This is a genomic window from Actinomadura verrucosospora (genome assembly GCF_039540335.1).
Classification (GTDB): Bacteria; Actinomycetota; Actinomycetes; order Streptosporangiales; family Streptosporangiaceae; genus Spirillospora; species Spirillospora verrucosospora.
In genome coordinates this window covers 54,562-77,070 of the sequence record NZ_BAABEV010000004.1, presented here as the reverse complement: position 1 = coordinate 77,070, position 22,509 = coordinate 54,562, and the positions used below count along the sequence as shown (strand labels likewise).

Annotated in this window: 22 protein-coding genes; 7 read left to right on the top strand and 15 right to left on the bottom strand. The window is 73.2% G+C overall.

Annotated features, from left to right (window positions below):
* Positions 1-24: 24 nt before the first annotated feature.
* The 6 genes from ABD944_RS06130 to ABD944_RS06105 all read right to left on the bottom strand — a co-directional run bounded on the left by ABD944_RS06130 (position 25) and on the right by ABD944_RS06105 (position 6,309).
* Complete coding sequence (locus ABD944_RS06130; RefSeq protein WP_345173238.1) at positions 25-1,056, bottom strand: CaiB/BaiF CoA transferase family protein; 1,032 nt, start codon at positions 1,054-1,056, stop codon at positions 25-27.
* 269 nt (positions 1,057-1,325) lie between these two features.
* A complete protein-coding gene (gene argS, locus ABD944_RS06125; protein WP_345173236.1) occupies positions 1,326-3,110 on the bottom strand; it encodes an arginine--tRNA ligase in 1,785 nt (594 codons plus the stop codon).
* A gap of 100 nt (positions 3,111-3,210) precedes the next feature.
* Positions 3,211-3,951 (bottom strand): hypothetical protein, encoded by a 741-nt coding sequence (locus ABD944_RS06120; RefSeq protein WP_345173235.1) that lies wholly within the window; start codon positions 3,949-3,951, stop codon positions 3,211-3,213.
* A 36-nt stretch (positions 3,952-3,987) separates the two neighbouring features.
* Complete coding sequence (locus ABD944_RS06115; RefSeq protein WP_345173233.1) at positions 3,988-5,412, bottom strand: MFS transporter; 1,425 nt, start codon at positions 5,410-5,412, stop codon at positions 3,988-3,990.
* Positions 5,413-5,521: 109 nt separating this feature from the next.
* Positions 5,522-5,875: an ArsR/SmtB family transcription factor gene (locus ABD944_RS06110; RefSeq protein WP_185031921.1), complete on the bottom strand. Its 354-nt coding sequence runs from the start codon at positions 5,873-5,875 to the stop codon at positions 5,522-5,524.
* Positions 5,872-6,309 (bottom strand): SRPBCC domain-containing protein, encoded by a 438-nt coding sequence (locus tag ABD944_RS06105; RefSeq protein ID WP_345173231.1) that lies wholly within the window; start codon positions 6,307-6,309, stop codon positions 5,872-5,874. The genes ABD944_RS06110 and ABD944_RS06105 overlap by 4 nt, the downstream gene beginning before the upstream one ends.
* Before the next feature lie 218 nt (positions 6,310-6,527).
* Between ABD944_RS06105 and ABD944_RS06100 the strand changes: the two genes are divergently transcribed.
* The 3 genes from ABD944_RS06100 to ABD944_RS06090 all read left to right on the top strand — a co-directional run bounded on the left by ABD944_RS06100 (position 6,528) and on the right by ABD944_RS06090 (position 8,015).
* On the top strand, positions 6,528-6,776 hold the full coding sequence (locus ABD944_RS06100) for a hypothetical protein (RefSeq protein ID WP_345173229.1): 249 nt from the start codon (positions 6,528-6,530) through the stop codon (positions 6,774-6,776).
* Between the two features lie 59 nt (positions 6,777-6,835).
* Positions 6,836-7,471, top strand: coding sequence for a helix-turn-helix domain-containing protein (locus ABD944_RS06095; RefSeq protein ID WP_345173228.1), 636 nt, complete (start codon positions 6,836-6,838; stop codon positions 7,469-7,471).
* 64 nt (positions 7,472-7,535) lie between these two features.
* Positions 7,536-8,015: a YcxB family protein gene (locus tag ABD944_RS06090; protein ID WP_345173226.1), complete on the top strand. Its 480-nt coding sequence runs from the start codon at positions 7,536-7,538 to the stop codon at positions 8,013-8,015.
* Here the strand turns inward: ABD944_RS06090 and ABD944_RS06085 are convergent.
* A complete protein-coding gene (locus ABD944_RS06085; protein WP_345173225.1) occupies positions 7,999-9,099 on the bottom strand; it encodes a DUF6183 family protein in 1,101 nt (366 codons plus the stop codon). The genes ABD944_RS06090 and ABD944_RS06085 overlap by 17 nt on opposite strands.
* A gap of 53 nt (positions 9,100-9,152) precedes the next feature.
* On the opposite strand from ABD944_RS06085, the gene ABD944_RS06080 reads away from it, so the two are divergent.
* Positions 9,153-10,271: a hypothetical protein gene (locus tag ABD944_RS06080; protein ID WP_345173223.1), complete on the top strand. Its 1,119-nt coding sequence runs from the start codon at positions 9,153-9,155 to the stop codon at positions 10,269-10,271.
* Positions 10,272-10,276: 5 nt separating this feature from the next.
* Here ABD944_RS06080 and ABD944_RS06075 read toward each other — a convergent pair whose 3' ends face one another.
* The 4 genes from ABD944_RS06075 to ABD944_RS06060 all read right to left on the bottom strand — a co-directional run bounded on the left by ABD944_RS06075 (position 10,277) and on the right by ABD944_RS06060 (position 14,957).
* A complete protein-coding gene (locus ABD944_RS06075) occupies positions 10,277-11,083 on the bottom strand; it encodes an enoyl-CoA hydratase-related protein (protein WP_345173222.1) in 807 nt (268 codons plus the stop codon).
* A 55-nt stretch (positions 11,084-11,138) separates the two neighbouring features.
* The gene (locus ABD944_RS06070; RefSeq protein WP_345173220.1) at positions 11,139-12,284 is read right to left on the bottom strand and encodes an acetyl-CoA C-acetyltransferase; all 1,146 of its coding nucleotides are present in this window, start codon (positions 12,282-12,284) and stop codon (positions 11,139-11,141) included.
* A 110-nt stretch (positions 12,285-12,394) separates the two neighbouring features.
* Positions 12,395-14,431, bottom strand: coding sequence for an MFS transporter (locus ABD944_RS06065; protein WP_345173219.1), 2,037 nt, complete (start codon positions 14,429-14,431; stop codon positions 12,395-12,397).
* Between the two features lie 124 nt (positions 14,432-14,555).
* Positions 14,556-14,957, bottom strand: coding sequence for a hypothetical protein (locus tag ABD944_RS06060; RefSeq protein ID WP_345173217.1), 402 nt, complete (start codon positions 14,955-14,957; stop codon positions 14,556-14,558).
* Positions 14,958-15,060: 103 nt separating this feature from the next.
* Here ABD944_RS06060 and ABD944_RS06055 point away from each other — a divergent pair, with 103 nt between their 5' ends.
* Positions 15,061-15,222 (top strand): hypothetical protein, encoded by a 162-nt coding sequence (locus ABD944_RS06055; protein WP_345173215.1) that lies wholly within the window; start codon positions 15,061-15,063, stop codon positions 15,220-15,222.
* A gap of 232 nt (positions 15,223-15,454) precedes the next feature.
* The gene (locus ABD944_RS06050; RefSeq protein ID WP_345173214.1) at positions 15,455-16,327 is read left to right on the top strand and encodes a class I SAM-dependent methyltransferase; all 873 of its coding nucleotides are present in this window, start codon (positions 15,455-15,457) and stop codon (positions 16,325-16,327) included.
* A 111-nt stretch (positions 16,328-16,438) separates the two neighbouring features.
* Here ABD944_RS06050 and ABD944_RS06045 read toward each other — a convergent pair whose 3' ends face one another.
* From ABD944_RS06045 to ABD944_RS06030, 4 genes are all read right to left on the bottom strand, one after another.
* Positions 16,439-17,242 carry a hypothetical protein gene (locus ABD944_RS06045; RefSeq protein ID WP_345173212.1) on the bottom strand — a complete coding sequence of 268 codons (804 nt, stop codon included), beginning with the start codon at positions 17,240-17,242 and terminating at the stop codon, positions 16,439-16,441.
* 246 nt (positions 17,243-17,488) lie between these two features.
* The gene (locus ABD944_RS06040) at positions 17,489-18,484 is read right to left on the bottom strand and encodes a zinc-dependent alcohol dehydrogenase family protein (RefSeq protein WP_345173211.1); all 996 of its coding nucleotides are present in this window, start codon (positions 18,482-18,484) and stop codon (positions 17,489-17,491) included.
* 4 nt (positions 18,485-18,488) lie between these two features.
* Positions 18,489-20,816 carry an ATP-binding SpoIIE family protein phosphatase gene (locus tag ABD944_RS06035; protein WP_345173209.1) on the bottom strand — a complete coding sequence of 776 codons (2,328 nt, stop codon included), beginning with the start codon at positions 20,814-20,816 and terminating at the stop codon, positions 18,489-18,491.
* 186 nt (positions 20,817-21,002) lie between these two features.
* Complete coding sequence (locus ABD944_RS06030; RefSeq protein WP_345173208.1) at positions 21,003-21,704, bottom strand: iron-dependent transcriptional repressor DtxR; 702 nt, start codon at positions 21,702-21,704, stop codon at positions 21,003-21,005.
* A gap of 99 nt (positions 21,705-21,803) precedes the next feature.
* Between ABD944_RS06030 and ABD944_RS06025 the strand changes: the two genes are divergently transcribed.
* Positions 21,804-22,508, top strand: coding sequence for a UdgX family uracil-DNA binding protein (locus tag ABD944_RS06025; protein WP_345173206.1), 705 nt, complete (start codon positions 21,804-21,806; stop codon positions 22,506-22,508).
* Position 22,509: the final 1 nt, after the last annotated feature.

The window sequence follows — 22,509 nt, the reverse complement described above, 5'->3', positions numbered from 1 at the left end:
GGATCGGACAATCCCACCCGTATATCACTCCGTGAGACGCCAGCCCTGGCCCCGGTGCTCGTCCAGCTCCGGAACCGCTCCCCGCGGGAGCGGCGGGTGGACGGCCGTCCGCACCGGTCCCTCGTCCTGGACCCTGCGCGCCCTGAAGTGGTCGAGTTCGAGCATCTCGGCGCGGGACAGCAGGGGCGCCACCGGGGCCCCCGCCCGCGCCAGTCGCTCGACGGCCTCCTCCCGGGTGAGCCCGGCGACCGCGGAGGCGACCGCGCCGTCCAGCTCGCGGATCCGCTGGAGCCGCTCGGCGAACGGGACGGCGGCGTGCTCGCCGATGCCGAGCGCGCGGCAGGTCGCCGCCCAGAGCTTCTCCTCGGACACGACGCCGAGGGTGATCTTCTGGCCGTCCCTGGTCGGGTAGACGCCGTAGCCCGGCACCGGCCCCGCGCCCGACCGGCGGGTCGCCGCCGGAACGGTGCCGACCCAGTGCGCCAGGACGTCCGCCATGCCGAGGTCGATGCGGTCGCCGACCCCCGTCTCGCGGGCCTTGAGGCAGGCGGCCGTGATCGCGAAGGCGGCGGTCGTCGCGGCCGCCATGTCCGCGAGGGGAAGCTCGTCGGCCTCCGGCGACACGGCGTCGGGGGGCAGCGCGGCCGCGTGGGCGCGGTAGTTGATGTCGTGTCCCGGAACGTCCCTGAGCGGGCCCTCCGCGCCGTATCCGGAGATGGAGCAGTAGACGAGCCGCGGGTTCAGCGCCCTGAGGGTCCGGTGGCCCACGCCCAGCCGCTCGGCGACGCCCGGCCTGAACCCCTCGACGAAGACCTCGGCGTCCGCGGCCAGTTCCCTGAGCGCCGCGAGCCCGTCCTCGGACTTGAGGTCGAGCACCATGCCGCGCTTGTGCCGGTTGAGGACGTCGAAGTGGTCGCGGAACATCCGCATCGGCTCCCCGCCGGGCGGCTCCACCTTGATCACGTCGGCGCCGAGCTGGGCGAGCAGCTGCGTCGCGTACGGCCCGGGCCGCCACATCGTCAGGTCGAGGACGCGCAGTCCGTCCAGCGGCGCCATGGTGCTCCTCGCGTGTCGGGGACCATCACCGTGCCGTTCCGCCGCATCCGGAGTCAAGCGAGCGCTTGGTCGTCAAGGGTCGCGGGAGCGGCCGCCGCCCCGCCGTCCCGAAGAAGAACGGGCCGCACGCCCGGCGCCGGTCGCTCGGAAGCGACCGGCGCGGGGTGCGGCCCGCCGACTGCTCGGGGAGGCCCGGCGGGCCTCCCCGTCGTCGTGTCCGCCCGGCGCCGGGCGCCGGACGGACACGCTCAATGATCAGAACGCGTCCCTCACATCCGGTCGGGTGAGGGAACGCCGAGGAGCTCCAGGCCGGTGACCAGCGTGCGCAGCGTGACCGCGCACAGGGCCAGCCGGGACGCCCTGGTCTCCTCGTCGACGCCCTCCTTGAGCACCGGGCAGGCCTCGTAGAAGGCCGTGTAGCGGGTGGCGAGGCCGTAGAGGTACTCCGCCACCAGGTGCGGCGCCGCCGCCGCGCCCGCCTCCTCCAGCGTGACGCCGAAGTCCAGCAGGTGCAGCGCCAGGTTCCGCTCCTCCTCGGTCCCGATCACGATCGGGCCCGTGGCCGACTCCGGCGTCAGCCCGGCCTTGCGCAGGACGGACTTCATCCGGACGCCGGCGTACTGCACGAAGCCGGCGGACCTGCCGGTGAACGCGATCATCCGTTCGAGGTCGAACGGATACTTGCTGCTCCGCGCGACCAGCAGGTCGGCGAACTTCACCGCGCCCACGGCGACGTCGCGGATGATCGCGGCACGGGTCGCGGCGTCGAACCGCTCGCCGCGACCGCTCTCGTCGAACTTCGCCGCGGCCCGCTCGTACGCGCCGTCCAGCAGTGCGGACAGCGGGACCGCGTCGCCGGACCGGCTCTTCAGCTTGCCGCCGGTCGCGGGGTCGGTCACCATGCCGATCTTGGCGTGTTCGAGCACGGTACCCCTGAGCAGGAAGTCCGCCTTCTCCGCGACGGCGAACAGCAGCTCGAAGTGCTCCGTCTGCTCATCGCCCACCACGTAGACCACCCGGTCGGCGCGCAGGACGGCGACCCGGTAGACGATCGTGGCGAGATCGGTGGTGGTGTAGTTGTACCCGCCATCGCTCTTGCGGACGATGACCGCCTTGTCCTCGCCGTCCCTGCCCTTGAAGTCCGGCAGGAAGACGCACAGGGCGCCCTCGCTGGGCACCGCGAGGCGGCGCTGCTCCAGCTCGTCGACGATCTCGGGGAGGAGCCCGTTGTAGAAGCTCTCCCCCTTGGCGTCGTCGGCGGTCAGCCTGACGCCGAGCCGCTCGTACAACGCGTTGTAGGAACGCAAGGAGACGTCCACGAGGAGCTGCCAGTACCGCAGCGTCTCGTCGTCGCCCCGCTGGAGGGCGACGAGCCGCCGCCGCGACCGTCCGGCGAACTCCTCGTCCGACACGAACTTCGCGTTGGCCGCCTTGTAGAAGGCGCCCGTGTCGCTCACGAACGCGTCGAGCCCGGCATCGGTGCCCCCCTCGAAGTCGAGGAGGTGCTCGATGAGCATGCCGAACGGCGTGCCCCAGTCACCGATGTGGTTGTCCCGGATCACCTCGTGCCCCAGGAACTCCAGGATGCGGGCGACGGCGTCGCCCACGATCGTCGTCCGCAGGTGGCCGACGTGCATCACCTTCGCGACGTTGGGCGAGGAGTACTCCACCACGATCCGCTCCGGCCTCAGGGCCGACAGCACCCGCAGGCGCTCGTCGGCCGAGATCCGCCGGAGCTGTGCCGTGATCCACTCGTCGCTCAGCGTCAGGTTGATGAAGCCGGGCCCGCTGATCCGGACCTCGGACACGACGTCACCGACGTCGAGATGGTCCACGATCTCCTGCGCCACGACCCGGGAGTCGAGGTTCAGGTTCTTGGCCAGCATCAGGGCGACGTTGGCCTGCAGATCGGCCTGCTTGCCCCGCCGGATGACGGGGTCCGTCCTCCAGTGCTCCTGCCCGAAGGCGGCGGCGATCGCGTCCTTGAACTTCCTGGTGAGCACGTCCACCGGCGACGGGCCGGTGATGTTCAACCTGTCTTGGTCGGGCATCATCGCGTGTCTCTCCTGTTCTTGTTTGTCGGTTTGCGGGTCGATCCCGCAACGGTGACCGTCCGCGTCCGCCGGGCCGCGTCAACCCGGCGCCCGCCGCTCCCTACGACTTGATGGACGGACGTCCGGCGATCAGATCGCTCAGCCGGTCCCCGAGGCGCTGGACGGGGAGGCGGTACCGGCGCTCCCTCGTCCGCGCCCGCCGCTCCTTGCGGGACCCCTCCGCGTAGCGGCGCCGGGCCCACGGCGAGTCCGGCCGGGCCAGCCGGATCGCGCCGACGATCGCGACGAGCCCGATGAACAGGCCGATGACGCCCGTCCAGACCTTGCCCTTGAGGAGGGCGATCACCGCGACGCACAGGTTGAACAGCAGGACGCCCGCGACGCCCCACACCCCGTCCCCGGCGGCGTCGTCCACGCCGAGGGGCCGCAGGCCCAGCAGCATCAGCCCGCAGAGCGCGATCATGATGAAGACGACCTCGACCGACAGCCGGCCCTGCTCGCTCCAGTAGACGTCCTGGAGGTGCAGGACCAGGGCGAACTCGTCGAGGACGAGTGCGGTGCCCGCCCCGAACACCGCCGCGGCGGCGGCCGCCCACCCGGACGAGTCGTCCGTGAGGGCCAGTCCGCCCACGCCGCCGACGCACATGAGCACGAGCCCGAACACGACGTGGTGGATGTGCCGTCCGCCGGGCGTCACGTTCCCGGGCCACCACCGCACCTGCCGCCGGATCATCCGCACGCTGAACCGGATGAACAGGAACGCCGCGATGAAGGCCACGATGAAGCAGAACAACCGGAGCCGCCCGGCGTCCGCGATCTCCCGCGTGAACCACTCCTCCACCCCCGCCCCCTTCCCCGAGGCGGGCAAAGCCCACCTTTACCCGCCGGCCCCTTCCGCGGGGCGGGGGCGCAGGCCGAACCAGACGAGGCCCGCGCCGGCGAGCGTCACGGCCACGTCCACGCTGAGCGCGAGGCGGATGCCGGTCAGCTCCGCGCCGCGCGTCGCGGCGATCGAGGCGAGGATCGGGATGCCGACGGTGATGGCCACCTGCTGGGTCATCAGCGTCAGCCCGGTCGCCAGGCCCTGCTCCTCGTTCGGAAGCCCGGAGGTGCCGGTCACGGTGTACGCCACGATGGACGTCACGTGCCCGAAGAAGCCGATGAACAGCGCTGGGACCAGGATCAGGAGCGCCGTCCTGTCGGTGCCGAGGAGCACCAGCGGCAGGGTCGCCAGGCCCTGCACGGCCAGGCCGCAGGTCAGGACGGTCCGGCCGCCGAAGCGCCCGATGGCCCGTCCGGCGAGCACGCCGGCGCCGACGGACGCCAGGCCGGGGACGCCGAAGACCAGTCCGGTCGCCAGCGGCGAGAGGCCGAGGACGTTCTGCAGGTAGAGCGTCGTCAGGAAGATCATGGCGGGCTCCATGGCGAAGACCACCAGGCCCGCGGCGTTGCCCCACTTCACCGTGGGGCGGCGGAGGATGCGCACCGGGGCGAGCGGCGCGGGAGAGCGCAGTTCGATCACCCAGAAGGCGGCCAGCAGCACCACGCCGGCGACGGCGGCGGCGGCGTTCTGCTCGATGACCGCGTAGATGGCGGCCAGCAGGCCGCCCGTCACGGTCACCGCGCCGGGCAGGTCGAGCCGGAGCCGGGCGGGGCGGCTGCTCTCGCCGATCAGGGCGGGGGTGGCCAGCAGCACGGCCACGGCGACCGGGACGTTGATGAAGAAGGCCGCCCGCCAGCTCAGCAGGCTGACGAGGGCGCCGCCGACCAGGGCGCCGACGGTGAAGCCCGCGGAGAGCAGGGCGCCGTTGAGGCCGAGGACGCGCTCGCGCAGCGGGCCCTCGGCGAACGTGCTGGTGATCAGTGACAGCGCCGCGGGGGTCGCCATCGCGGTGGCGAACCCCTGGAGGGCCCGGGCGGTCAGGAGCGTCCCGGGGCCGGCCGCGAAGCCGCCGAGCAGGGAGGCCGCGGTCAGCAGCGCCATCCCGGCGAGGAACAGCCTGCGGCGGCCGAGCAGGTCCGCCAGCCGGCCGAACACCAGCGTGAAGCCCGCGGCGGGGAGCGCGTACGCGGCGGCGATCCAGGGCAGGCCGTCCACGCCGAGCCCGACGCCCTCGCCGACCATCGGGAGGGCGACGTTCAGAATGGAGAAGTCGACGGACAGCGTGAACCCGGCGCCGAGCAGGACGAGCAGGATCAGCCGTTGCCTGCGGTCGATGCGCGGGGGTCCGCCCGCCGCCCCGGGCGGGGCCGCCGCTGTGGGCGGGGTGGTTTCCGTGGGCGGGGTGGTTTCCGTGGGCATGGCGAAGCGCCCTTTCCGCAGGGGGTTCCGGGGGCGCCGGACGATCAGGGCGTCGTCCGGCGTGAGGCGGCCGTGAGCGGCCGCCGGCTCGGCGGGGGGCCGGGCGGGGCTAGCGGGCGTCGCGCTCCGCCGCTTCGGCGATGCGCTTGATGTTCGCCAGGCGGCGGTCCCAGTCGGCCGCCAGCGAGGCCATCCACCGCGCCGTCGCGTTCAGGGCCGCGGGCCGTACCGCGTACCGCACCTCGCGTCCGACCCGGCTGCTGGAGACCAGCTCGGCCGCGTCCAGGACGCCCAGGTGCTTGACCACCGCCTGCCGGGAGACCGGGAGCCGTTCGGCGAGGGTCGTGGCGGTGGCCTCGCCGTGTTCGGCGAGGAGGTCGAGCAGGCGGCGCCGCGTCGGATCGGCCAGCGCGTTCAGGACGCCGTCGACCGGCGCGGCGCCGCCGTCAGGACTGTCGGTCACGCGGCTTCGACGCGGGTCTTGAAGGCGTCCAGCACCTGCGGCCAGCCGCCCGTGTTGTCTTCCACGGCCCTGCGGCGCAGGTCCTCGGATCCGGCGAGCTCCGCGAACCCGCTCTCGACGACGCGCAGCCGCGTCTTGCCGCCCTCGGGGGTCAGCGTGAACTCCACGAGGGTGCTGTTGTCGTCGCGCAGTTCCTCCCCGGGGAAGGCGCTGACCCATCGGTAGGCGACATAGGTGGGCGGATCGACCTTCTCCACGCGCACGGGGAAGTCGCCGTGCGCGGCGTTCCTCACCACCATCGACTCGCCCTCCGCCGCCCCGCCGGGCGGGCCCGGAACGTCGGCCACCCAGAACCCGGGGTCGGCCACCAATGACCAGACCCTCTCCAAGGATGCCGCGATCAGGGTTTCGCGTTCAATTCGGTTCTCGCTCATCCGGCCGCTCCCATGTTCGTCATTCTTGCAACCTCAGGGTTGCACATGGGGTGTCAGATGCGCAACCTTACGGTTGCACGTTGAGGGAGGATCTTGTCTGGGCAGGTCAGGGGCGGGTGATGTCCGGTACGCGCAAAGCGCGGCGTCCGTCACAGGAAAGACCGGGAGCCCGCCCGGGGGTTCACTCGCGGGAACGCACCGCGAGAGGAGCCGTTCCCATGCCGGAGACCCCTGGTTCGGAGTTCTGGAAGAACCTCAGGCCGATCGAGAACTCGCAGAAGCCGGACGCGCTGCCGGAGGTGTACCTGCCGAAGGTCGCCACCGACGACGACCGGTACTACGTCCCGTTCACCGAGACGGTCGGGTCGCGGCCGCTGTGGATCAACGTGAAGGACAACACGTGGTCCGACATCCTGCGGTCCAAGGAGGCGGTCCTTCCTGTGGACGGAGGCCACCTGGCCGTATGACGCGGATCACGTCATAGGCTCCGTCGCGGGGACGCGCCCCGCGTCGGGAGGAGCGGATCATGCCGGCACCAGCACCGATGATCTCCGAGGCCAGCACCGTGGAGGTCGCCCCGCGCGATCGCATCGGGTTCTGGGAGGACTACAACCGCAGGGCGCTGGTCGGGCTGTCGTGCACCTCCTACTCGGAGCGGGGGCTGCTGGCCCGGCAGGCCAACTTCCGGCTCGGGACGGCCCGGGAGGGCGCACTGGTGGTGGCGCTGCGGGCCGTCCTGGAGAACCCGGGGGCGCGGTCGCGGGAGAACGTCCTCGACCTGCTGCGGATGATCGCCACGGAGCGGTCGGGCGGGCGGTCCGCGCCCGCCGCCTACCAGACGCAGCTGATCGTCGCCGAGGACTACGTCGATCGGCACCTGCACGATCCCGGCCTCACCCCCGGGGAGGTCGCGGGCGTGCTCGGGGTGTCGGTGCGGCATCTCGGCCGGATCTTCGAGACGGCCGGCACCACCCCGGCCAGGCACATCCTGGAGCGCCGGCTCCAGCGGGCCCGCGACGAGCTCGCCTCCCCGGCCGCCGCCCGTACGACGATCGCGGACGTGGCCTACCGCTGGGGCTTCTCCAGCCAGGCGCACTTCGCCCGCCGCTTCCGCGCCCGCTTCGGCCTGACCCCCTCGGAGGCGCGGGCCGCCTCCCGCTGACCTGCGGTTGCGCCGGTGAGCGAGCCCGGAAAGGATGATCCACACGTTAAGCAAAGGCGGCGTTGTGGACATCTCGGTCAAATATCAGCCCACCAAGGACGAGGTGACCCGGGCTTTCACCCAGGGTTTCAAGAGGCAGCTCACGATCCTGTACGCGGTTCTCGTCATCGCCCTGATCGGGGGCGCGGCCTACAGGTTCGCCTCGGGCGACCCGGGAATGGGCATCGGCGCGCTGGTGGCGGCGGTCCTCAGTCCCCTGGCGGGGACGTGGTGGCTCCGCAGACGCGCGCGGAAGATGCTCGCGTTCCTCTGCGTCCCGACGACGGTGCGGGTGACCGACAGCGGCTACGAGTGCCGGACGGAGGAGTCCACCACGGAGATGCGGTGGACCCTGTTCTCCCACGTGTTCCCCACCCCGGAGTTCTGGCTGCTGTACGTGAACGGCCAGCCCGCCGCCTTCCTCCCCAAGGCGGCCTTCGACACCGCCCAGCAGGCCGAGATCGACGCCTTCCTGGCCGCTCGCAAGATCAGTCGGAGTCGGTGACGGCCAGCACGGCCACCGTCCGGCCGTCCGGGCGCAGGACGGCGATGCCCGCGTCCAGCGGCGGGACGACCTGGAGATGCCAGTCCGAGCCGTAGAAGAGCCAGGTGCACCGGTCGGCGGCCCGCTCGATCGCCGCCAGGCCGGTCTCCTGGACGCCCGCCAGCGCCGCCAGCGACTCCCATGCGGCCTTGCGCGCATAAGCGCCGTGCATGCGGGGCCCGTACGCGCCACCGGAAGCGGCTCCGCTGAAGAGCGTCCGCAGGACGTCGACGGTGACGACCCGCCGTACCCCGGCCACAGTGGCGCCGGTGCTGGCCGCCGGGAGGAGCCGGAGCAGCGAGGCGCCGAAGTCGGAGGGAGCCAGCGCGCGGTCCAGCCGGAACAGTCCGGCCTCCAGGGCGTCGGCCCCCGACGGCCAGTTGCGGTAGGCGCTCAACGCCTGCCGAGCCCCGGGCCAGTCGACCGCTGCCGCGTCGACGTCGAGTCCGGAAGGGCCCGGCGCGTCCGGCGCCCCCTCACCGGGCGGCCGCCAGGGCTCCGCCCGGCCGGGATACCGGGGCAGCCCGAGATGCCGCTCGGCCCCGACCGGCCGAAGCGGCAGGTCCGCCAGCGGATGCCCGGCGGCCCGCAGCCTCGCGGCGAAACCGCCGGCGGACGTCGCGTCGTGGCGCAGGGCCGTCTCCTGGAGGAGGCAGGCCGCCAGTTCGTCCGACGCCTCGGCGCCGTCGAACACCGCGAGGAGATGCTCGGGAGGCTGGGCGCAGGCCAGCCATTCCGCGACCTCCGGCAGGCTGTAGCGAAGGTCGCCGCCCCCGGCCCGCCCCTCGACCGCGAGGGCACGGACGCGCGCGGTGCGCTGCGCGTCCCCGGGCGCGCTCGCCAACCGCTCCAGCGCGGCCTCGAACCCGTACCGCATCGGGTAGGTCGGCTTCTCCACCTCCAGCAGCGCGGCCAGCAGCCGTTCGAGCCACTCCGGCTCCGCCTTCTGGACGGCGTTGTCGGTCACTTTGACGGCCCTGTCCCAGTGGCGGTCCTCGTAGGTGTCCGCCAGCCCCATCCGCCGGACGGCCTTCTCGATCTCCACACCGCGCAGTCTCACACCCGAGACGCCCGGAGAGCGACCTCTACGCTGACCCGGTGATCACAGTTCCACGGCACGCCTCGACCTACACCCTCTTCGTCCCGGACGAGGAGGCCGCCCGCGAGGGGGCCCGGGCGCTCACCGGACGCGGCCACGCGCTCGTGCGCGTCGCCCCCGACCCCACGACCGGCTCCGGATGGCGGATCGACAGCCTCGACGAGGGCCCCTACCCGGACGACGACGAGCGCTGGTGGAGGGCCGCCGAGCACCGCGCCGTCGCGGTGCTGGCCGAGGGGCTCGGCGGCCGGCTCTCAAGCACGATGGCCCTGACCGAGACCGCCCGCCACATCTTCCCCGGGGGAGAGCGCGTCTGCGACCGGACCGCCGGCGACGTGCGCGAACTCCGGGTGGGCGCCCTCTCCCGCGAGCCCTCCCGCACGCCCGCGCCGGCCATCGTCCACGGCCTTGCCGAGGAGGAGCCGTCCGGCGCCCCCTCGGGCGAGCCGATCGTCCTGCAGGGGCTGGACGACGTCGACTGGTCGTCTCTCACCGGCGCCTACGGACCGGCCGGCGAAGTCCCGGACATCCTGCTCGGCCTCGCCGCCAACGACGAGGGCTGGGAGGACGCCGTCGAGGAGTACTTCAGCACGGTCGTCCACCAGGACACGTGCTACGACTGCACTCCGGAGACCATCAGGTTCCTCGTCCAGCTCGTCCGCGCGCCGCAGCTGTTCCCCGCCTACCGGCTCCACCTGCTGATCCACCTGGCCTACATCGCCACGATCGACCCCGTCCCGGCCGCCGGCGAGCCCGACTCGGACGAGGCCGCCACCTGCCGGGCCGTCCTCGACCGCCTTCCCGACCTGCTGGCCCTCTGGCCGGACGCGCCCGCGGCGGTGCGCGCGTGGCTGATCGTCCTGGCGGCGGTCCGTCCCGGCGCGGCGCCGCGGCCCGAGTTCCACGAGTTCCGGGGACGGTTGGACGGCCCCAGCCCCGCCCTCGACCTCGCGCTCGCCCTGATCTCCGGTGACGACGGCGCCGTCCGCGACCTGACGCTCGCCGCGGCCGCGTGGGACGAGGAGGTCTCCGCCAAGCTGGAGGAGCCGTTCCCCCGCCGCACCCGCGACCTGAAGGTCCTGTTCCACCTCGCCCTGGCCGAGCTCGCGCCGCGCTAGGCGGCTCAGCGGCCCTGGAAGTCCGGGGGGCGGTTCTCCAGGAAGGCGGTGATGCCCTCCTTGGCGTCCTCGGTGGCGGTCAGCCCGACCAGCTCGGACAGCAGGTGGGCGACCTGGTCCTCCAGGGGGCGGCCCTCGATGGCGAAGAACGCGTCGCGGCCGCGGCGCAGGCCGACGGGGCTCTTGGACGCGATCAGGCGGGCCAGCTCGTCCACACGGGCGTCCAGCTCGGCGCGCGGGACGACCTCGGTGACCAGGCCGATGTCGCGGCCCTCGGCGGCGGTGACGCGGGCGCCGGTGTAGTAGAGCTTGAAGGCGTGCTTCGGCGCGACGTTCCGGTTGATGATCGCCATGATCATCATCGGCCAGAGGCCGACGTTGACCTCGGGGGTGGCGAGTGCGACGTCGTCGGCCGCGATGACCAGGTCGCAGGCGGCGGCGAGGCCGAGGCCGCCCGCGACGGCGTGCCCGGCCAGCCGGGCGATGATCGGCTTGCCGAGCCGGGGGAACGCGGTGAAGAGGCGGAAGGGGGCGCTGTCCCGGACGGCGGCGGCGTCGGCGACCGGCCGGCCGTCCGCCTGCGCCTGGCCGAGGCCGCCGAGGTCGGCGCCCGCGCAGAACGCACGGTCCCCGGCGCCGGTCAGGACGATCACCCGGACGCCGGTGTCGGCCTTGGCCCGCTCGAACGCGTCGAGGAGCTCGCCGATCATCTGGTCGCTGAGCGCGTTGCGGGCGTCGGGGCGGTTCAGCGTGATCCGCGCGATCCGCTCGTCCGCCGAATACAGGATGGTCTCGTACATGTCCCCGGCCACCTCCGGACGGTACCGCCCCCCGGAGCGGGCTCCGGGGGGCGGTTCCTCGACGGGCTCAGATGCGCTCGATGATGGTGGCGTTGGCCTGGCCGCCGCCCTCGCACATCGTCTGCAGGCCGTAGCGGCCGCCGGTGCGCTCCAGCTCGTGCAGCAGCTTGGTCATCAGGACGCCGCCGGTCGCGCCGAGCGGGTGCCCGAGGGCGATGGCGCCGCCGTTGGGGTTGGTCCTGTCCAGCGAGGCGCCGGTGTCGTGCGCCCACGCCATCGGGACCGGGGCGAACGCCTCGTTGACCTCGAAGACGTCGATGTCGTCGATCTTCAGCCCGGCGCGGTCCAGGGCCTTCTCGGTGGCGGGGATCGGGCCGGTCAGCATGTAGACCGGGTCGGAGCCGCACACCGCGAGGGTGTGGATGCGGGCGCGCGGGGTGAGGTTGTACCGCTTGACGGCCTCCTCGGAGGCGATCAGCACCGCCGAGGCGCCGACGGAGATCTGCGAGGCGACGGCGGCGGTGATCCGGCCGCCCTCGCGCAGGGTCTTCAGGCCCGCCATCTTCTCCAGCGTGGTGTCGGCGCGGGCGCCCTCGTCCTTGGTCAGCCCGGCGATGGGGGCGATCTCGCGGTCGAAGTAGCCGGCCTCGATGGCCTTGGCGGCGCGCTGGTGGCTCTCCAGCGCGAACCTCTCCAGGTCCTCGCGGGTGAAGCCCCACTTCTCGGCCATCAGCTCGGCGCCGCGGAACTGGGAGATCTCCTGCATGCCGTAGCGCTCGGCCCAGCCCTCGCCGAAGGGGAAGGGCATGCCCTTCTCCAGCGCCATGGCGACGGAGGAGCCCATCGGGACCATCGCCATCTGCTCGACGCCGGAGGCGACGACGAGGTCCTGGGTGCCCGAAAGCACGCCCTGGGCGGCGAAGTGGATCGCCTGCTGGGACGACCCGCACTGCCGGTCGATGGTCACGCCGGGCACGCTCTCGGGCAGCCCGGCCGACAGCCACGCGGTGCGCGCGATGTCCAGGGACTGCGGGCCGACCTGCATGACGCAGCCCATGATCACGTCTTCGACCCCGGAGGGGTCGACCCCGGTGCGGTTGACGAGCTCCTTGAGCACGTGCGCCCCGAGGTCGGCGGGGTGGACGTCCTTGAGCGCGCCCTTCTTGGTACCGACGGGGGTACGGACCGCGCCGACGATGTACGCCTCGGCCACTACGCCTCCAAAGATCTGGGGTTCCGTCCCGAAACCGAGTGTGATTCGGTTAGTCAGTATGAGATTACATCCTCCCGGCGCGGCGCGCTGTGAGGTGGGTCTCGGGGGACCTACGTCCCCTGCCCGGCGGGCCGCGTGCGGGGCCTGAGGACCTCGCCGTCCGCCTCGTCGCCGAGGGACGCCTCCGCCAGTCGCGACAGGACGTCCGCCAGCTCAGGATGCTCCTCGGGAGCCCAGCCGTCCAGATGGCGGGCGAGCCCCTCGCGCCGGACGGCGAACAACCGCTCGGCGGCGTCCCGCCCGGACGGCGTGACGGTGAGGGCGCCCTCGCGCCGCAGGACGTAGCCCGCGTCCACGAGCCGGTCGACGTACGGGCGGCCCTGCTCGACCCGGACGCCCGCGCGGTCGGCGAGGTCCCGGCCGGTGACGGACTCGTCCTTGGCGATCCGGCACAGCGCCCACACGCTGCCCGCGGGCAGGGACACGCCCGAGAGCGCCGCCAGCCTGTCGTACAGCTCGAAGGCCCGGGCGTCCCTGCGCATGAGCTCGCTCAGGGCGCGCTCCATCTCGTGCCTGGACGACCGGACGGTCGGCGCCGCGCCGAAGCCCTCCCCGTAGTCGGGCGTCTGCGACGTCGCGCGCAGCGGGACCTCGCGCAGGAACCAGGTCAGCACGAACGCGGCCGCAGCCACCGGGACCGCCCAGAAGAACACCGAGTCGATCGACTCCGCGTAGGCGTGCAGGACGGCGTTCTTGACCGCGACCGGGTACCGGTCGAGCAGCCCCGGATTGCCCTGGACGGCCGCGGGGTCGAACCCCGGCGGCAGGATCCGCGCCAGGTCCGCCACGTGGCCGGCGAGCTGGTTGCTGAAGATCGAGCCGAACACCGCGACGCCGAACGACCCGCCGATCTGCCGGAAGAAGGTGACGCCGGACGTCGCGGAGCCGAGGTCCTCGTACGACACCGCGTTCTGGACGGCGATGACGAGCACCTGCATGACCAGGCCCAGCCCGAAGCCGAGCAGCGCGAACCGCAGGCTCATGCTCAGCGTGGTCGAGTTCTCGTCCAGCGCCGAGCACAGGTAGAGCGCCAGCGCGATGATCGGCGTGCCGATCATCGGATAGATCTTGTAGCGGCCGAACCGGGTGATCAGCTGGCCGGAGCCGATCGAGCTGAGCAGCATGCCGAGCATCATCGGCAGCAGGTAGACGCCCGACAGCGTGGGCGAGACCCCGTGCACCACCTGCAGGAAGATCGGCAGGAACGTCAGCGCGCCGAACATCGCGAAGCCGACCGCGAAGCTGATCGCGGCGCCGAGGGCGAACACCGGGTGGCGCAGCAGCGAGGGCGGCATGACCGGCTCGGCGGCGCGCCGCTCGACCAGCAGCCACACCCCGATCAGGGCCACCGAGCCGGCGCCCAGGCCGATGATCGGCGCGGACGTCCAGGGATAGCGCGTCCCGCCCCAGGTCGCCATCAGGACCAGCCCGACGGCCCAGCCGACGATCAGCAGCGTGCCGAGGTAGTCGATGCGGTGGCGCTCCCGCTCGCCCTTCGCGTGCAGCACGGCGGCGATCACCGCCAGCGCCACCACCCCGATGGGCAGGTTGATGTAGAACACCCAGCGCCATGTCAGGTTGTCGACGAACCAGCCGCCGAGCAGCGGCCCGCAGACGCTGGCCACGCCGAACACCGCGCCGAACAGGCCCTGGTAGCGGCCGCGCTCGCGGGGCGGCACCACGTCCCCGACGATGGCGACGGCGAGCACCATCAGTCCGCCGCCGCCGAGGCCCTGGAGGGCGCGGAACACGATCAGCTGCGACATGTCCCGCGACAGCCCGCACAGCGCCGACCCGATCAGGAAGATGACGATCGACGCCTGGAACAGCCGCTTGCGGCCGTACTGGTCGCCGAGCTTGCCCCACAGCGGCGTGGACGCCGTGGAGGACAGCAGGTACGCCGTGACGACCCACGACAGGTGGTTGAGCCCGCCGAGGTCGCTGACGATCGTCGGCAGCGCGGTGGACACGATCGTCTGGTCCAGCGCCGCCAGCAGCATGGCGAGCATGAGGGCGCCGAGGACCACGTAGAGGTCCCTGCCCTTCGGCATGGCCCGCTCGTCCCGCGCCGTCGCCGTCGCCGTCATGTCGCCGCCGCCGTCATGCCGTCGTCCCCCTGCCGCCGCCCAGATGCCGGGTACGTGCGGGGAGATGCCTACCCACGAGCCGGACGGGATCACCCGCCACGGGCGGGCGGCCCGAGGGGGCGGGTCAGCGCACCAGGTCGCGGGCGACCTTCGCGGCGCCGATCGAGGCGGCCCCTCCGGCGACCGCCACCGCGCCCGCGGTCACCCACAGCGGCATGCCCCTGCGGGTCTTCAGGCCGCTCACCACGTCGATCGAGTCGACGGCGAGGCCGATCCGGGCCCACAGCCGGCGCCCGGAGTCGTCGCCGCTGAGCAGGTAGCCCGCGCCGAGCGCGATCTCCCGGGCGGCGAACATGCGCGCGACGTAGTCGCGGCCCGGGTCGGCGGAGCCGCCAAGGCCCATCAGCTTCACGGTCAGCCTCGGCGCGGCGAGCGCCGCGAGTCCGAGGGCGACCCGGCCGCGCGCCAGGCTGGTCGCCAACTCGTCCACTTTGTCCCGGCCGTCTTCTTCCTTCGCATCTGCCACGAGGCTGAGGGTATCGGCCCGCCTCCGCCCCCCGACCGGCGGGTAACCCCCGCCTTACACGTCTATGGTTCTGGGAGGCGGCTCTCCCCGGACGAAGGTGGCCATGGAAGGCATCCTCACTCTCATCGTCGCGTCGCTGCTCGCGGCGTTCTGCGTGCGCTGGGCCGCCGGGCGGCTCCGGCTGAACCTGCCGACCCGGGCCGCGGTGATCATCGTGTTCGTCATCGTCGTCCTGGCGCTGTACGGCGAGCACCTGCGGAACTGACCGGCGGAACCGGCCGGCGGAACCGGCCGGCGGGTGAATTCTCGGCGCCGGCCCCGAACCTCCCGGCCCTTCGGGGAGTCATAAGTGGCGAAACCGGCTTCACGCCCGTTCGCTGTCCGCCGGCGCCGACGCGTCCCGCCCGTCTGGGCGGGGTCCCCCCGGCACGCGCCCGCACGGTGGACGCGAACGGGACCCCGTACGGCGAAGCCGGCCGAGCCGAGGGAGAGCACCCGTGCCGCATCCGGCGCCCGCCGTCCAGGAGACCGGGGGCACGATCGCCCCGCATCTCAGGCGCCTGCTGGAGTTCGTCGAACCCCAGGCCGGCGACGTGTGCCTGGACGTCGCGCGCGGGCGCGGGCCGATGCCCGCCGCGCTCGGCCCGCACGTCCGCCATGTGACCGCGGTGGACGCGACGCCCGTGGCGGCGGCGTCCGCGCGGGCCAGGCCGGGCCGGATGGAGACGGTGGAGTTCGGCACGGGGCCGGTCCGCATCACCGGCGAGGCCCGCGGCCCGGACGGCTCCCGCGACGGCCGTGGCGGCGGCGGCCGTCCGAGGCCCCCGGCCGCCATGACGCGCGAGGACCCGCGGCCAGGTGCCGCGCGTTCCGCCCCGCGCGTCCCGGTCAAGGCGGACGCCACCGCACTGCCGTACCGGGACGCCATGTTCTCCCTGGTCACCGCCCGGTTCTCGCTCTACAACCTCGGCGATCCGGGCGACGTGCTGCGGGAGCTGCTGCGGGTCTGCCGGCCGGGCGGGCGGGTGGTCGTCGCCGACCTCGTCCGCGGCAACCTCGCCGGGCCCGAGCGCGACCGGATCGAGCGCCTGCGCGACCCCGACCACCCCGGCACCCCGTCCATCGCCCGGCTCACCGAGATGATCACCTCGGTGGGCGGCAGCATCCGCCGGCTGGACGTGTTCACCGTGGAGCGCCCCGTCGAGCCGTGGCTCGCCGGGGCCCGCGACGGCGCGGCGGCCGACCGCATCCGCGCGGCCATGCTCGACGAGGTGGACGGCGGTCCGCGCACCGGCGCCAAGCCGCGCGTCATCGGCGGCGAACTCTGGTTCACCCAGTCCTGGGCGCACGTCGCCGCGGAACCCATCTAGCGCCGCGGGAGCCGCGGGCTCCGGACGCGCCCACCGGCCGCGCGCCGGGCCGAGCAGCGCGAAGGCCCGCGCCGGGGAGCTCGGCACGGGCCCGTCGTCAGCGTGCGGACGTCACTTCTTGCGGATGCCCATCGCCGGGTACATCTCGGAGTACCCCTTGCCGCCGAAGTACGAGGTGAGCTGCGCGTGGTTCGCGCCGGACGCGGACGGGAGGCCGCCGCGCAGGTCCGCGATCGGCGCGGCGAACCCGCACCCGCTGGTCTTCGGCACGGCGAACGTGTCGTCGGTCGAGTTGATCTTGACCCAGAACGTGCCGTCCGGCCCGGAGGCCCCCGTGATCTCCTTCAGGTCCAGGTCGAGGGAGACCGGCGCCGCGTTCGAGCCGACGTAGCACGTGTCGCCCAGCAGCTGGTTGACGAGCTTCAGCTTCAGGGCCAGCCGGGTCCTGCGGTTGGGGATGTCGAGGTCGATCTTCCCGGCGTACTGGGGCTTCACCTTCAGGGAGAACAGCGGGATCCCCTCGGTCCCGGGGACGCCGAGGGCGCCGCCGGCCACGCTCATCGCCGTGCTCCGCATCTTCACGAACTTGGAGATCTCGGCGCCGGTCTTCGGGTCGTAGCCGGCCAGCAGCGTGATCCGCATCGGCGCGGTGATCTGCTGGTCGATGTTGCCGATCTTCATCCTGCCCCCGCTGGTCACCAGCACGTTGCAGTACCAGTTCGCGGGGTCCGCGCCGACCGGCAGGACGTCGGGGCAGTCCGAAAGGTCCAGCGTCGCGGGCGGCGCGTCCGCGGTCGCCCGGGCGCCGGGCTTCGGGGCGGTCTCCGCGGTCGCCGCGGGCGCGGCGGCCAGGGCGGCGGCCGCGAGGCCCGCCGAGAGGGGCAGCACGGCCAGGCGCTTCAACATTGACGACACGGGGGTCCTCTCGCTGGGGGTGGAAACGCGGCGGGGGGCCTCCCGAGGCGCCGGCCCGAGCTGGCTACTCGCGAGTATGGAGCGATCCAACGGCATAGGAGACGCACTGTCAATAGAGTCCTCCCGCTACCGTCCGGAGCCGGTGAGGGGCACGGGTCGCGGAGAGACGCCGAGCTCAGGGGCGCGCCGGGGACCCGTCCGGCACGCGCGGCATCCGCGGGGCCCGCCGGCGCCCGGCGCCGAGGGTCACGCGATCAGCACGGCCGCCCCGGTGAAGCGGTCCGCGGCGAGGTCGGCGAGGGCGCGGTCCGCGTCGTCCAGGGGGTAGGCGTGCGTCGTGACGGCGACGTCCAGGCGCGCGGCCAGCGTCAGGAACTCCTCGCCGTCGGCGCGCGTGTTCGCCGTCACCGACCGGACCTCGCGCTCCTGAAACAGGTGCCGCTGGTAGTCCAGGGACGGGACGTCGCTCAGGTGGATCCCCGCGACGGCGCACGTCCCGCCGCGGTCGAGGCGTTCCAGCGCGGCGGGCACCAGCTCGCCCGCGGGCGCGAACACGATCGCCGAGTCCAGCGGGGCGGGGGCCGCGTCGAAGGAGTCGCCGGCCCAGGACGCGCCGAGCTCGCGGGCCAGCTCGCGGGCGGCCGGGCTGCGGGTGAACACGTGCACGTCGGCGCCCTCGGCGAGCGCGACCTGCGCGGCCAGGTGCGCCGAGCCGCCGAACCCCCAGATGCCGAGGCGCCCGCCCGGCGGCAGGGCCGCGCGGCGCAGCGCCCGGTAGCCGATGATCCCGGCGCACAGCAGCGGGGCGGCGCGGGCGTCGTCCAGCTCGGCGGGCAGCGCGTAGGTGTAGGCGTCGACGGCGAGCGCGTACTCGGCGTAGCCGCCGTGCGCGTCCCAGCCGGTGTAGACCGAGGACGGGCACAGGTTCTCGGCGCCCCGGCGGCAGAACCGGCACGCGCCGCACGTCCCGCGCAGCCACGCGACGCCGACGCGGTCGCCGGGCCCGTGCAGGCACCCGGGGCCCGCGGCCTCGACCCGGCCGACGATCTCGTGGCCCGGCGTCACGCCCGGCAGGTGGACGGGCAGGTCGCCCTCCGCGACGTGCAGGTCGGTCCGGCAGACGCCGCAGGCCAGCACGCGGACCAGCAGTTCACCCGGGCCGGGCGAGGGCGTCTCGCGGTCGGCGCGCCGCAGGGGCCCCGCCTCTATCGGGGACGGTGTCTCCACCACCCAGGCGCGCACCGGCTCACCCCGGGTTCAGCGGCAGCTCGAACCAGACGGCCTTGCCGTCGGACGTCGGGCGGGCGCCCCACCGGCTGGCGAGCTGGTCGACGAGGTAGAGGCCGCGGCCCCCCTCGTCGGTCTCGCCCGCGCTGCGGATGCGCGGCAGCCGCATGTCGGAGTCGAACACCTCGACCCAGATGGCGTCCGCGCCGCGCCGCAGCCGGAGCCGGAACTCCTTGGTCGGCGGCTCGCGGCGGCCGAGGTCGGCGCCGAGGTTCCAGTCGTCCTCGTCGAACGCGCCGCCCTCGAAGGGGTCGGCGTCCAGGGAGCCGAAGTCGGTGTTGAACTGCACGGCCGGCGGCGCGCCCAGCGGCTCCCCGCCGCGCCCCGGCTGCCCCGCCGGGACCGGCACGACCATCTCGCGGCGCGGTGACGGCGTGGCGGTGGCGTGAAGGACGACGTTCGTGACGACCTCCGACACCAGCAGGCACGCCAGCTCGGCCTGCTCGTCGAGCATGCCCCAGTTCGCGAACGCGTCGGAGGCCATCCGGCGCGCCTCCGACACCATGATGGGCTCGGCGGCGAAGGTGCGCTCCTCCACCGCCAGCTCCTCGGCGGCGGTGCGGATCACCACGATCGCGACGTCGTCGTCGATGTCGCCGGGCACCGCGTCGTAGGCGGCGTTGGCGATCGCCTCGACCCCGCCGCGGGCGACCCCGGCGACGGCGGCGCGGACCATCTCCCGCGCCTCCTCGCGCGTGTGGTAGTCGCCGTCGTCCTTGGAGCGGCGGTCGATCAGGCCGTCGGTGTAGAGGACGAGCGTGGAGCCCGGCTTCAGCTCGGCCGACTCCTCGTTGAACAGCAGCTCGCCGCCCATGCCGGGGGAGCGCAGGCCGAGCATGCCGCCCTCGCTCTCGAAGTCGAGCTCGCCGACCTCGCCGTCGACGATCAGCAGGGGCGGGTCGTGCCCGGCGTTGGCGAACTCCAGGACCCGCGACCAGGCGTCGTAGACGAAGTAGGTGCACGACACCAGCGGCGGGCGGACGAGGTCGTCGCTGTTCCAGCCGGACCGCATCCGCTCGGGCCGCGTCATCGTGCGGACCCACTCGTCGAGCTTGCGCAGGATGTCGGCGGGCGGCTTGTCGTCCTGGGCGAAGGCGCGCAGCGCGGCGCGCAGCTGGCCCATGACGGCGGCGGCGCGGGCCCCGCGCCCCTCGACGTCGCCGATGACGAGGCCGACCCGTCCGGCCGACAGCGGGATCACGTCGTACCAGTCGCCGCCGACCTGCGTCTGGATGCCGTGCCCGTGCGACTCCAGGGGCCGCGCCGGCTCGTACCGCCAGGCGATCTGCAGGCCGTCCAGCGGGGGCGGCCGGTCGCCGGGCAGCAGGTGCTTCTGGAAGGCGAGCGCGGTCTCGCGCTCCTCCTCGAACAGCAGCGCGTTGTCGACGGCGAGCGCGACGCGGCTGGCGATCGCGCCGAGCAGGTCGCGGTCGAAGCCGTCGTAGTGCGGGTCGGGGCGCTTGGACAGGTTCGACAGCGCCAGGCTCATCACGCCGAGCAGCTCGCCGCGCACCAGCAGCGGCGCGGAGATCACCGAGGTGATGCCCATCTCGTGGCCGAGCCGCTGGGACGACTCGCTCGGCGCGGTGAACCGGTGCTGGATCATGTCCTCGACGAGGACGGCGTCGCGGCGGTCCATCGCCTTGGCGCTGAAGTGGCCGGGCGGGTAGGAGACGGGCTCGCCGACCTCCGCCCAGGTGCCGGGCGGCGGCTCCCAGCCGCCCGCGTGCCGCGACACCCGCCGGTAGAGGCGGTCTCCGCTGTAGAGGTCGATGAAGCAGTGGTCGGCGAACTGCGGGACGAGCGTGTCGGCGACGCGGCGCAGGGTGCTCTCCAGCTCCAGGGACCCGGCGAGCCGCTCCCCGATCCGCTCCAGGAGGCCGTAGCGGTCCTGCTCGCGCTGGTTGGAGCGCAGCGCCTCGCGCGCGAAGATCACCACTCCGTCGACGGCGCCGGAGGGGTGGCGCAGCGGGACGGCGTGCGCCCGCGTGTACACGGTGGTGCCGTCGGCGCGCAGGTTGCAGAAGGTGCCTTCCCACACCCCGCCCTTGAGGACGTGCTTGGCCAGCTCGGTGGCCTGCTCGTGGTCCTCCTCGGCGATGCCGAGCGACAGGATGGAGTGGCCGATGATCGCGTCGCCGCCGAAGCCGAACAGCTGCCGGGCGAACGCGTTGCCGTAGATGATGTTGCTGAACCGGTCGCAGACGATGACCGCCATCTCCATCTGCGCGAGGACGGTCTCGGGCGGCAGGTGCGCCTCGTCAGGCGCTTCCCCCCAGTGGCTCATCTCCCCATCCCGATACCCGTCCCGATCCTCGCCCCGATGACCACCGCGCGTCGCGGCGCGGACGTCCTACGTGGTTGCCTCGTCGTATTGAACGACGAACCCGCCGCCGGGATACGCCCGAAAGGCGCGATGTTATGGAGATCTTCGGTATAGACCGTCGAGGCGGGGGTGCACACGCCGACCGTGTCAGCGCCTGCTGACGAAGACGTGCTCGGCGATGCCGCGTGACAGCTCCGTCGCGGGACTGTCGTCCTCGTCGTCACCGACCACCCGCACCCCGTCGTCGGTCGCCCGGAGAATCACCTCTCGTCCCGGTTGTATCCCTATCTGCTTGAGTCTAAGCATCAGGTCGCTGTCGCTCTGCACCTGCTCGCTGATCCGGCGGATCACCGCGCCAGCGCCCTGCGGGCTCGCCACCGCGGTCATCACCGCGAGCGGCGGCTCCTCGGCGTCGTCGCCGTGCCCGCCGAGCTCGTCCAGGCCCGGGATCGGGTTGCCGTGCGGGCAGGTGGTCGGGTTGTCCAGCAGCGCGACCAGGCGGCGCTCGACGTCCTCCGACATCACGTGCTCCCACCGGCACGCCTCGATGTGGACGTCCTCCCAGGGCAGTCCGATGACGTTGACCAGGAGGCATTCGGCGAGGCGGTGCTTGCGCATGACGCGCGTCGCGAGACCCCGCCCGCTGTCGGTCAGTTCGAGGTGCCGATCGCCCTCGACCCGCAGCAGCCCGTCGCGCTCCATCCGCGCGACCGTCTGGCTCACCGTCGGGCCGCTCTGGGAGAGCCGCTCGGCGATGCGCGCGCGAAGAGGGATGATCCCCTCTTCCTCCAGCTCGAAGACCGTCCGGAGATACATCTCCGTGGTATCGATCAGGCCGTGTGAGGTCACAGCTCCCTCCAGTCTTATGGGCAAGAGTCTACTTGCTCGGGCCCCACGTCGCCGGGCCCTGCGAATATCCCCCTGAAGCCGGGTACCAGGAAACGCGAGATGAACGCGAAACCTTCCCACGACGCGGAGCCGTTCCTGCCCGGGACACCCGAGGAGCGGGCCGACCTGGACGCGCTGCGCCGCGCGGCGGCCGACTGCCGGGGCTGCGACCTCTACCGGAACGCCACCCGCACGGTCTTCGGCGAAGGCTCCCCCGGCGGGCGGATGCTGCTCGTCGGCGAGCAGCCCGGCGACCAGGAGGACCGCAAGGGCCATCCCTTCGTCGGCCCCGCGGGGCGCGTCCTCGACCGGGCGCTGGAGGAGGCCGGGATCGAGCGCGGCGACGTCTACGTCACCAACGCCGTCAAGCACTTCAAGTTCAAGCGGCAGGAGGGCGGCGAGCGGCGCATCCACGAGACGCCGAACGCCGGCGAGATGCGGGCGTGCCGCCCCTGGCTCCTCGCGGAGCTGCGACTCCTGGACCCGGAGGTCGTCGTGGCGCTGGGGGCGACGGCGGGCAAGGCGCTGCTCGGCTCGTCGTTCCGGGTGACCAGGCAGCGCGGGCGGCTGCTCCCGCTGCCCGACCTGGAGGCGGTCGGCACTCCGGCCGCCGGGCGGGAGTCCGGGGACGAGCCGTCCGCCGAGGACGGCGCACGGCTCCTCGCGACGATCCACCCGTCGGCGGTCCTGCGCGCCGAGGACCGGGAGGACGCCTACCAGGGCCTCCTGGACGACCTGAGGATCGCCGCCTCGGCCCTGCGCTGAC

Coding starts and splice junctions, on each gene's coding strand:
- ABD944_RS06130 (WP_345173238.1), bottom strand. CDS start 1,056: ATGGCGCCGCTGGACGGACTGCGCGTCCTCGACCTGACGATGTGGCGG.
- argS (WP_345173236.1), bottom strand. CDS start 3,110: ATGATGCCCGACCAAGACAGGTTGAACATCACCGGCCCGTCGCCGGTG.
- ABD944_RS06115 (WP_345173233.1), bottom strand. CDS start 5,412: ATGCCCACGGAAACCACCCCGCCCACGGAAACCACCCCGCCCACAGCG.
- ABD944_RS06105 (WP_345173231.1), bottom strand. CDS start 6,309: ATGAGCGAGAACCGAATTGAACGCGAAACCCTGATCGCGGCATCCTTG.
- ABD944_RS06100 (WP_345173229.1), top strand. CDS start 6,528: ATGCCGGAGACCCCTGGTTCGGAGTTCTGGAAGAACCTCAGGCCGATC.
- ABD944_RS06095 (WP_345173228.1), top strand. CDS start 6,836: ATGCCGGCACCAGCACCGATGATCTCCGAGGCCAGCACCGTGGAGGTC.
- ABD944_RS06065 (WP_345173219.1), bottom strand. CDS start 14,431: ATGACGGCGACGGCGACGGCGCGGGACGAGCGGGCCATGCCGAAGGGC.
- ABD944_RS06055 (WP_345173215.1), top strand. CDS start 15,061: ATGGAAGGCATCCTCACTCTCATCGTCGCGTCGCTGCTCGCGGCGTTC.
- ABD944_RS06035 (WP_345173209.1), bottom strand. CDS start 20,816: ATGAGCCACTGGGGGGAAGCGCCTGACGAGGCGCACCTGCCGCCCGAG.
- ABD944_RS06025 (WP_345173206.1), top strand. CDS start 21,804: ATGAACGCGAAACCTTCCCACGACGCGGAGCCGTTCCTGCCCGGGACA.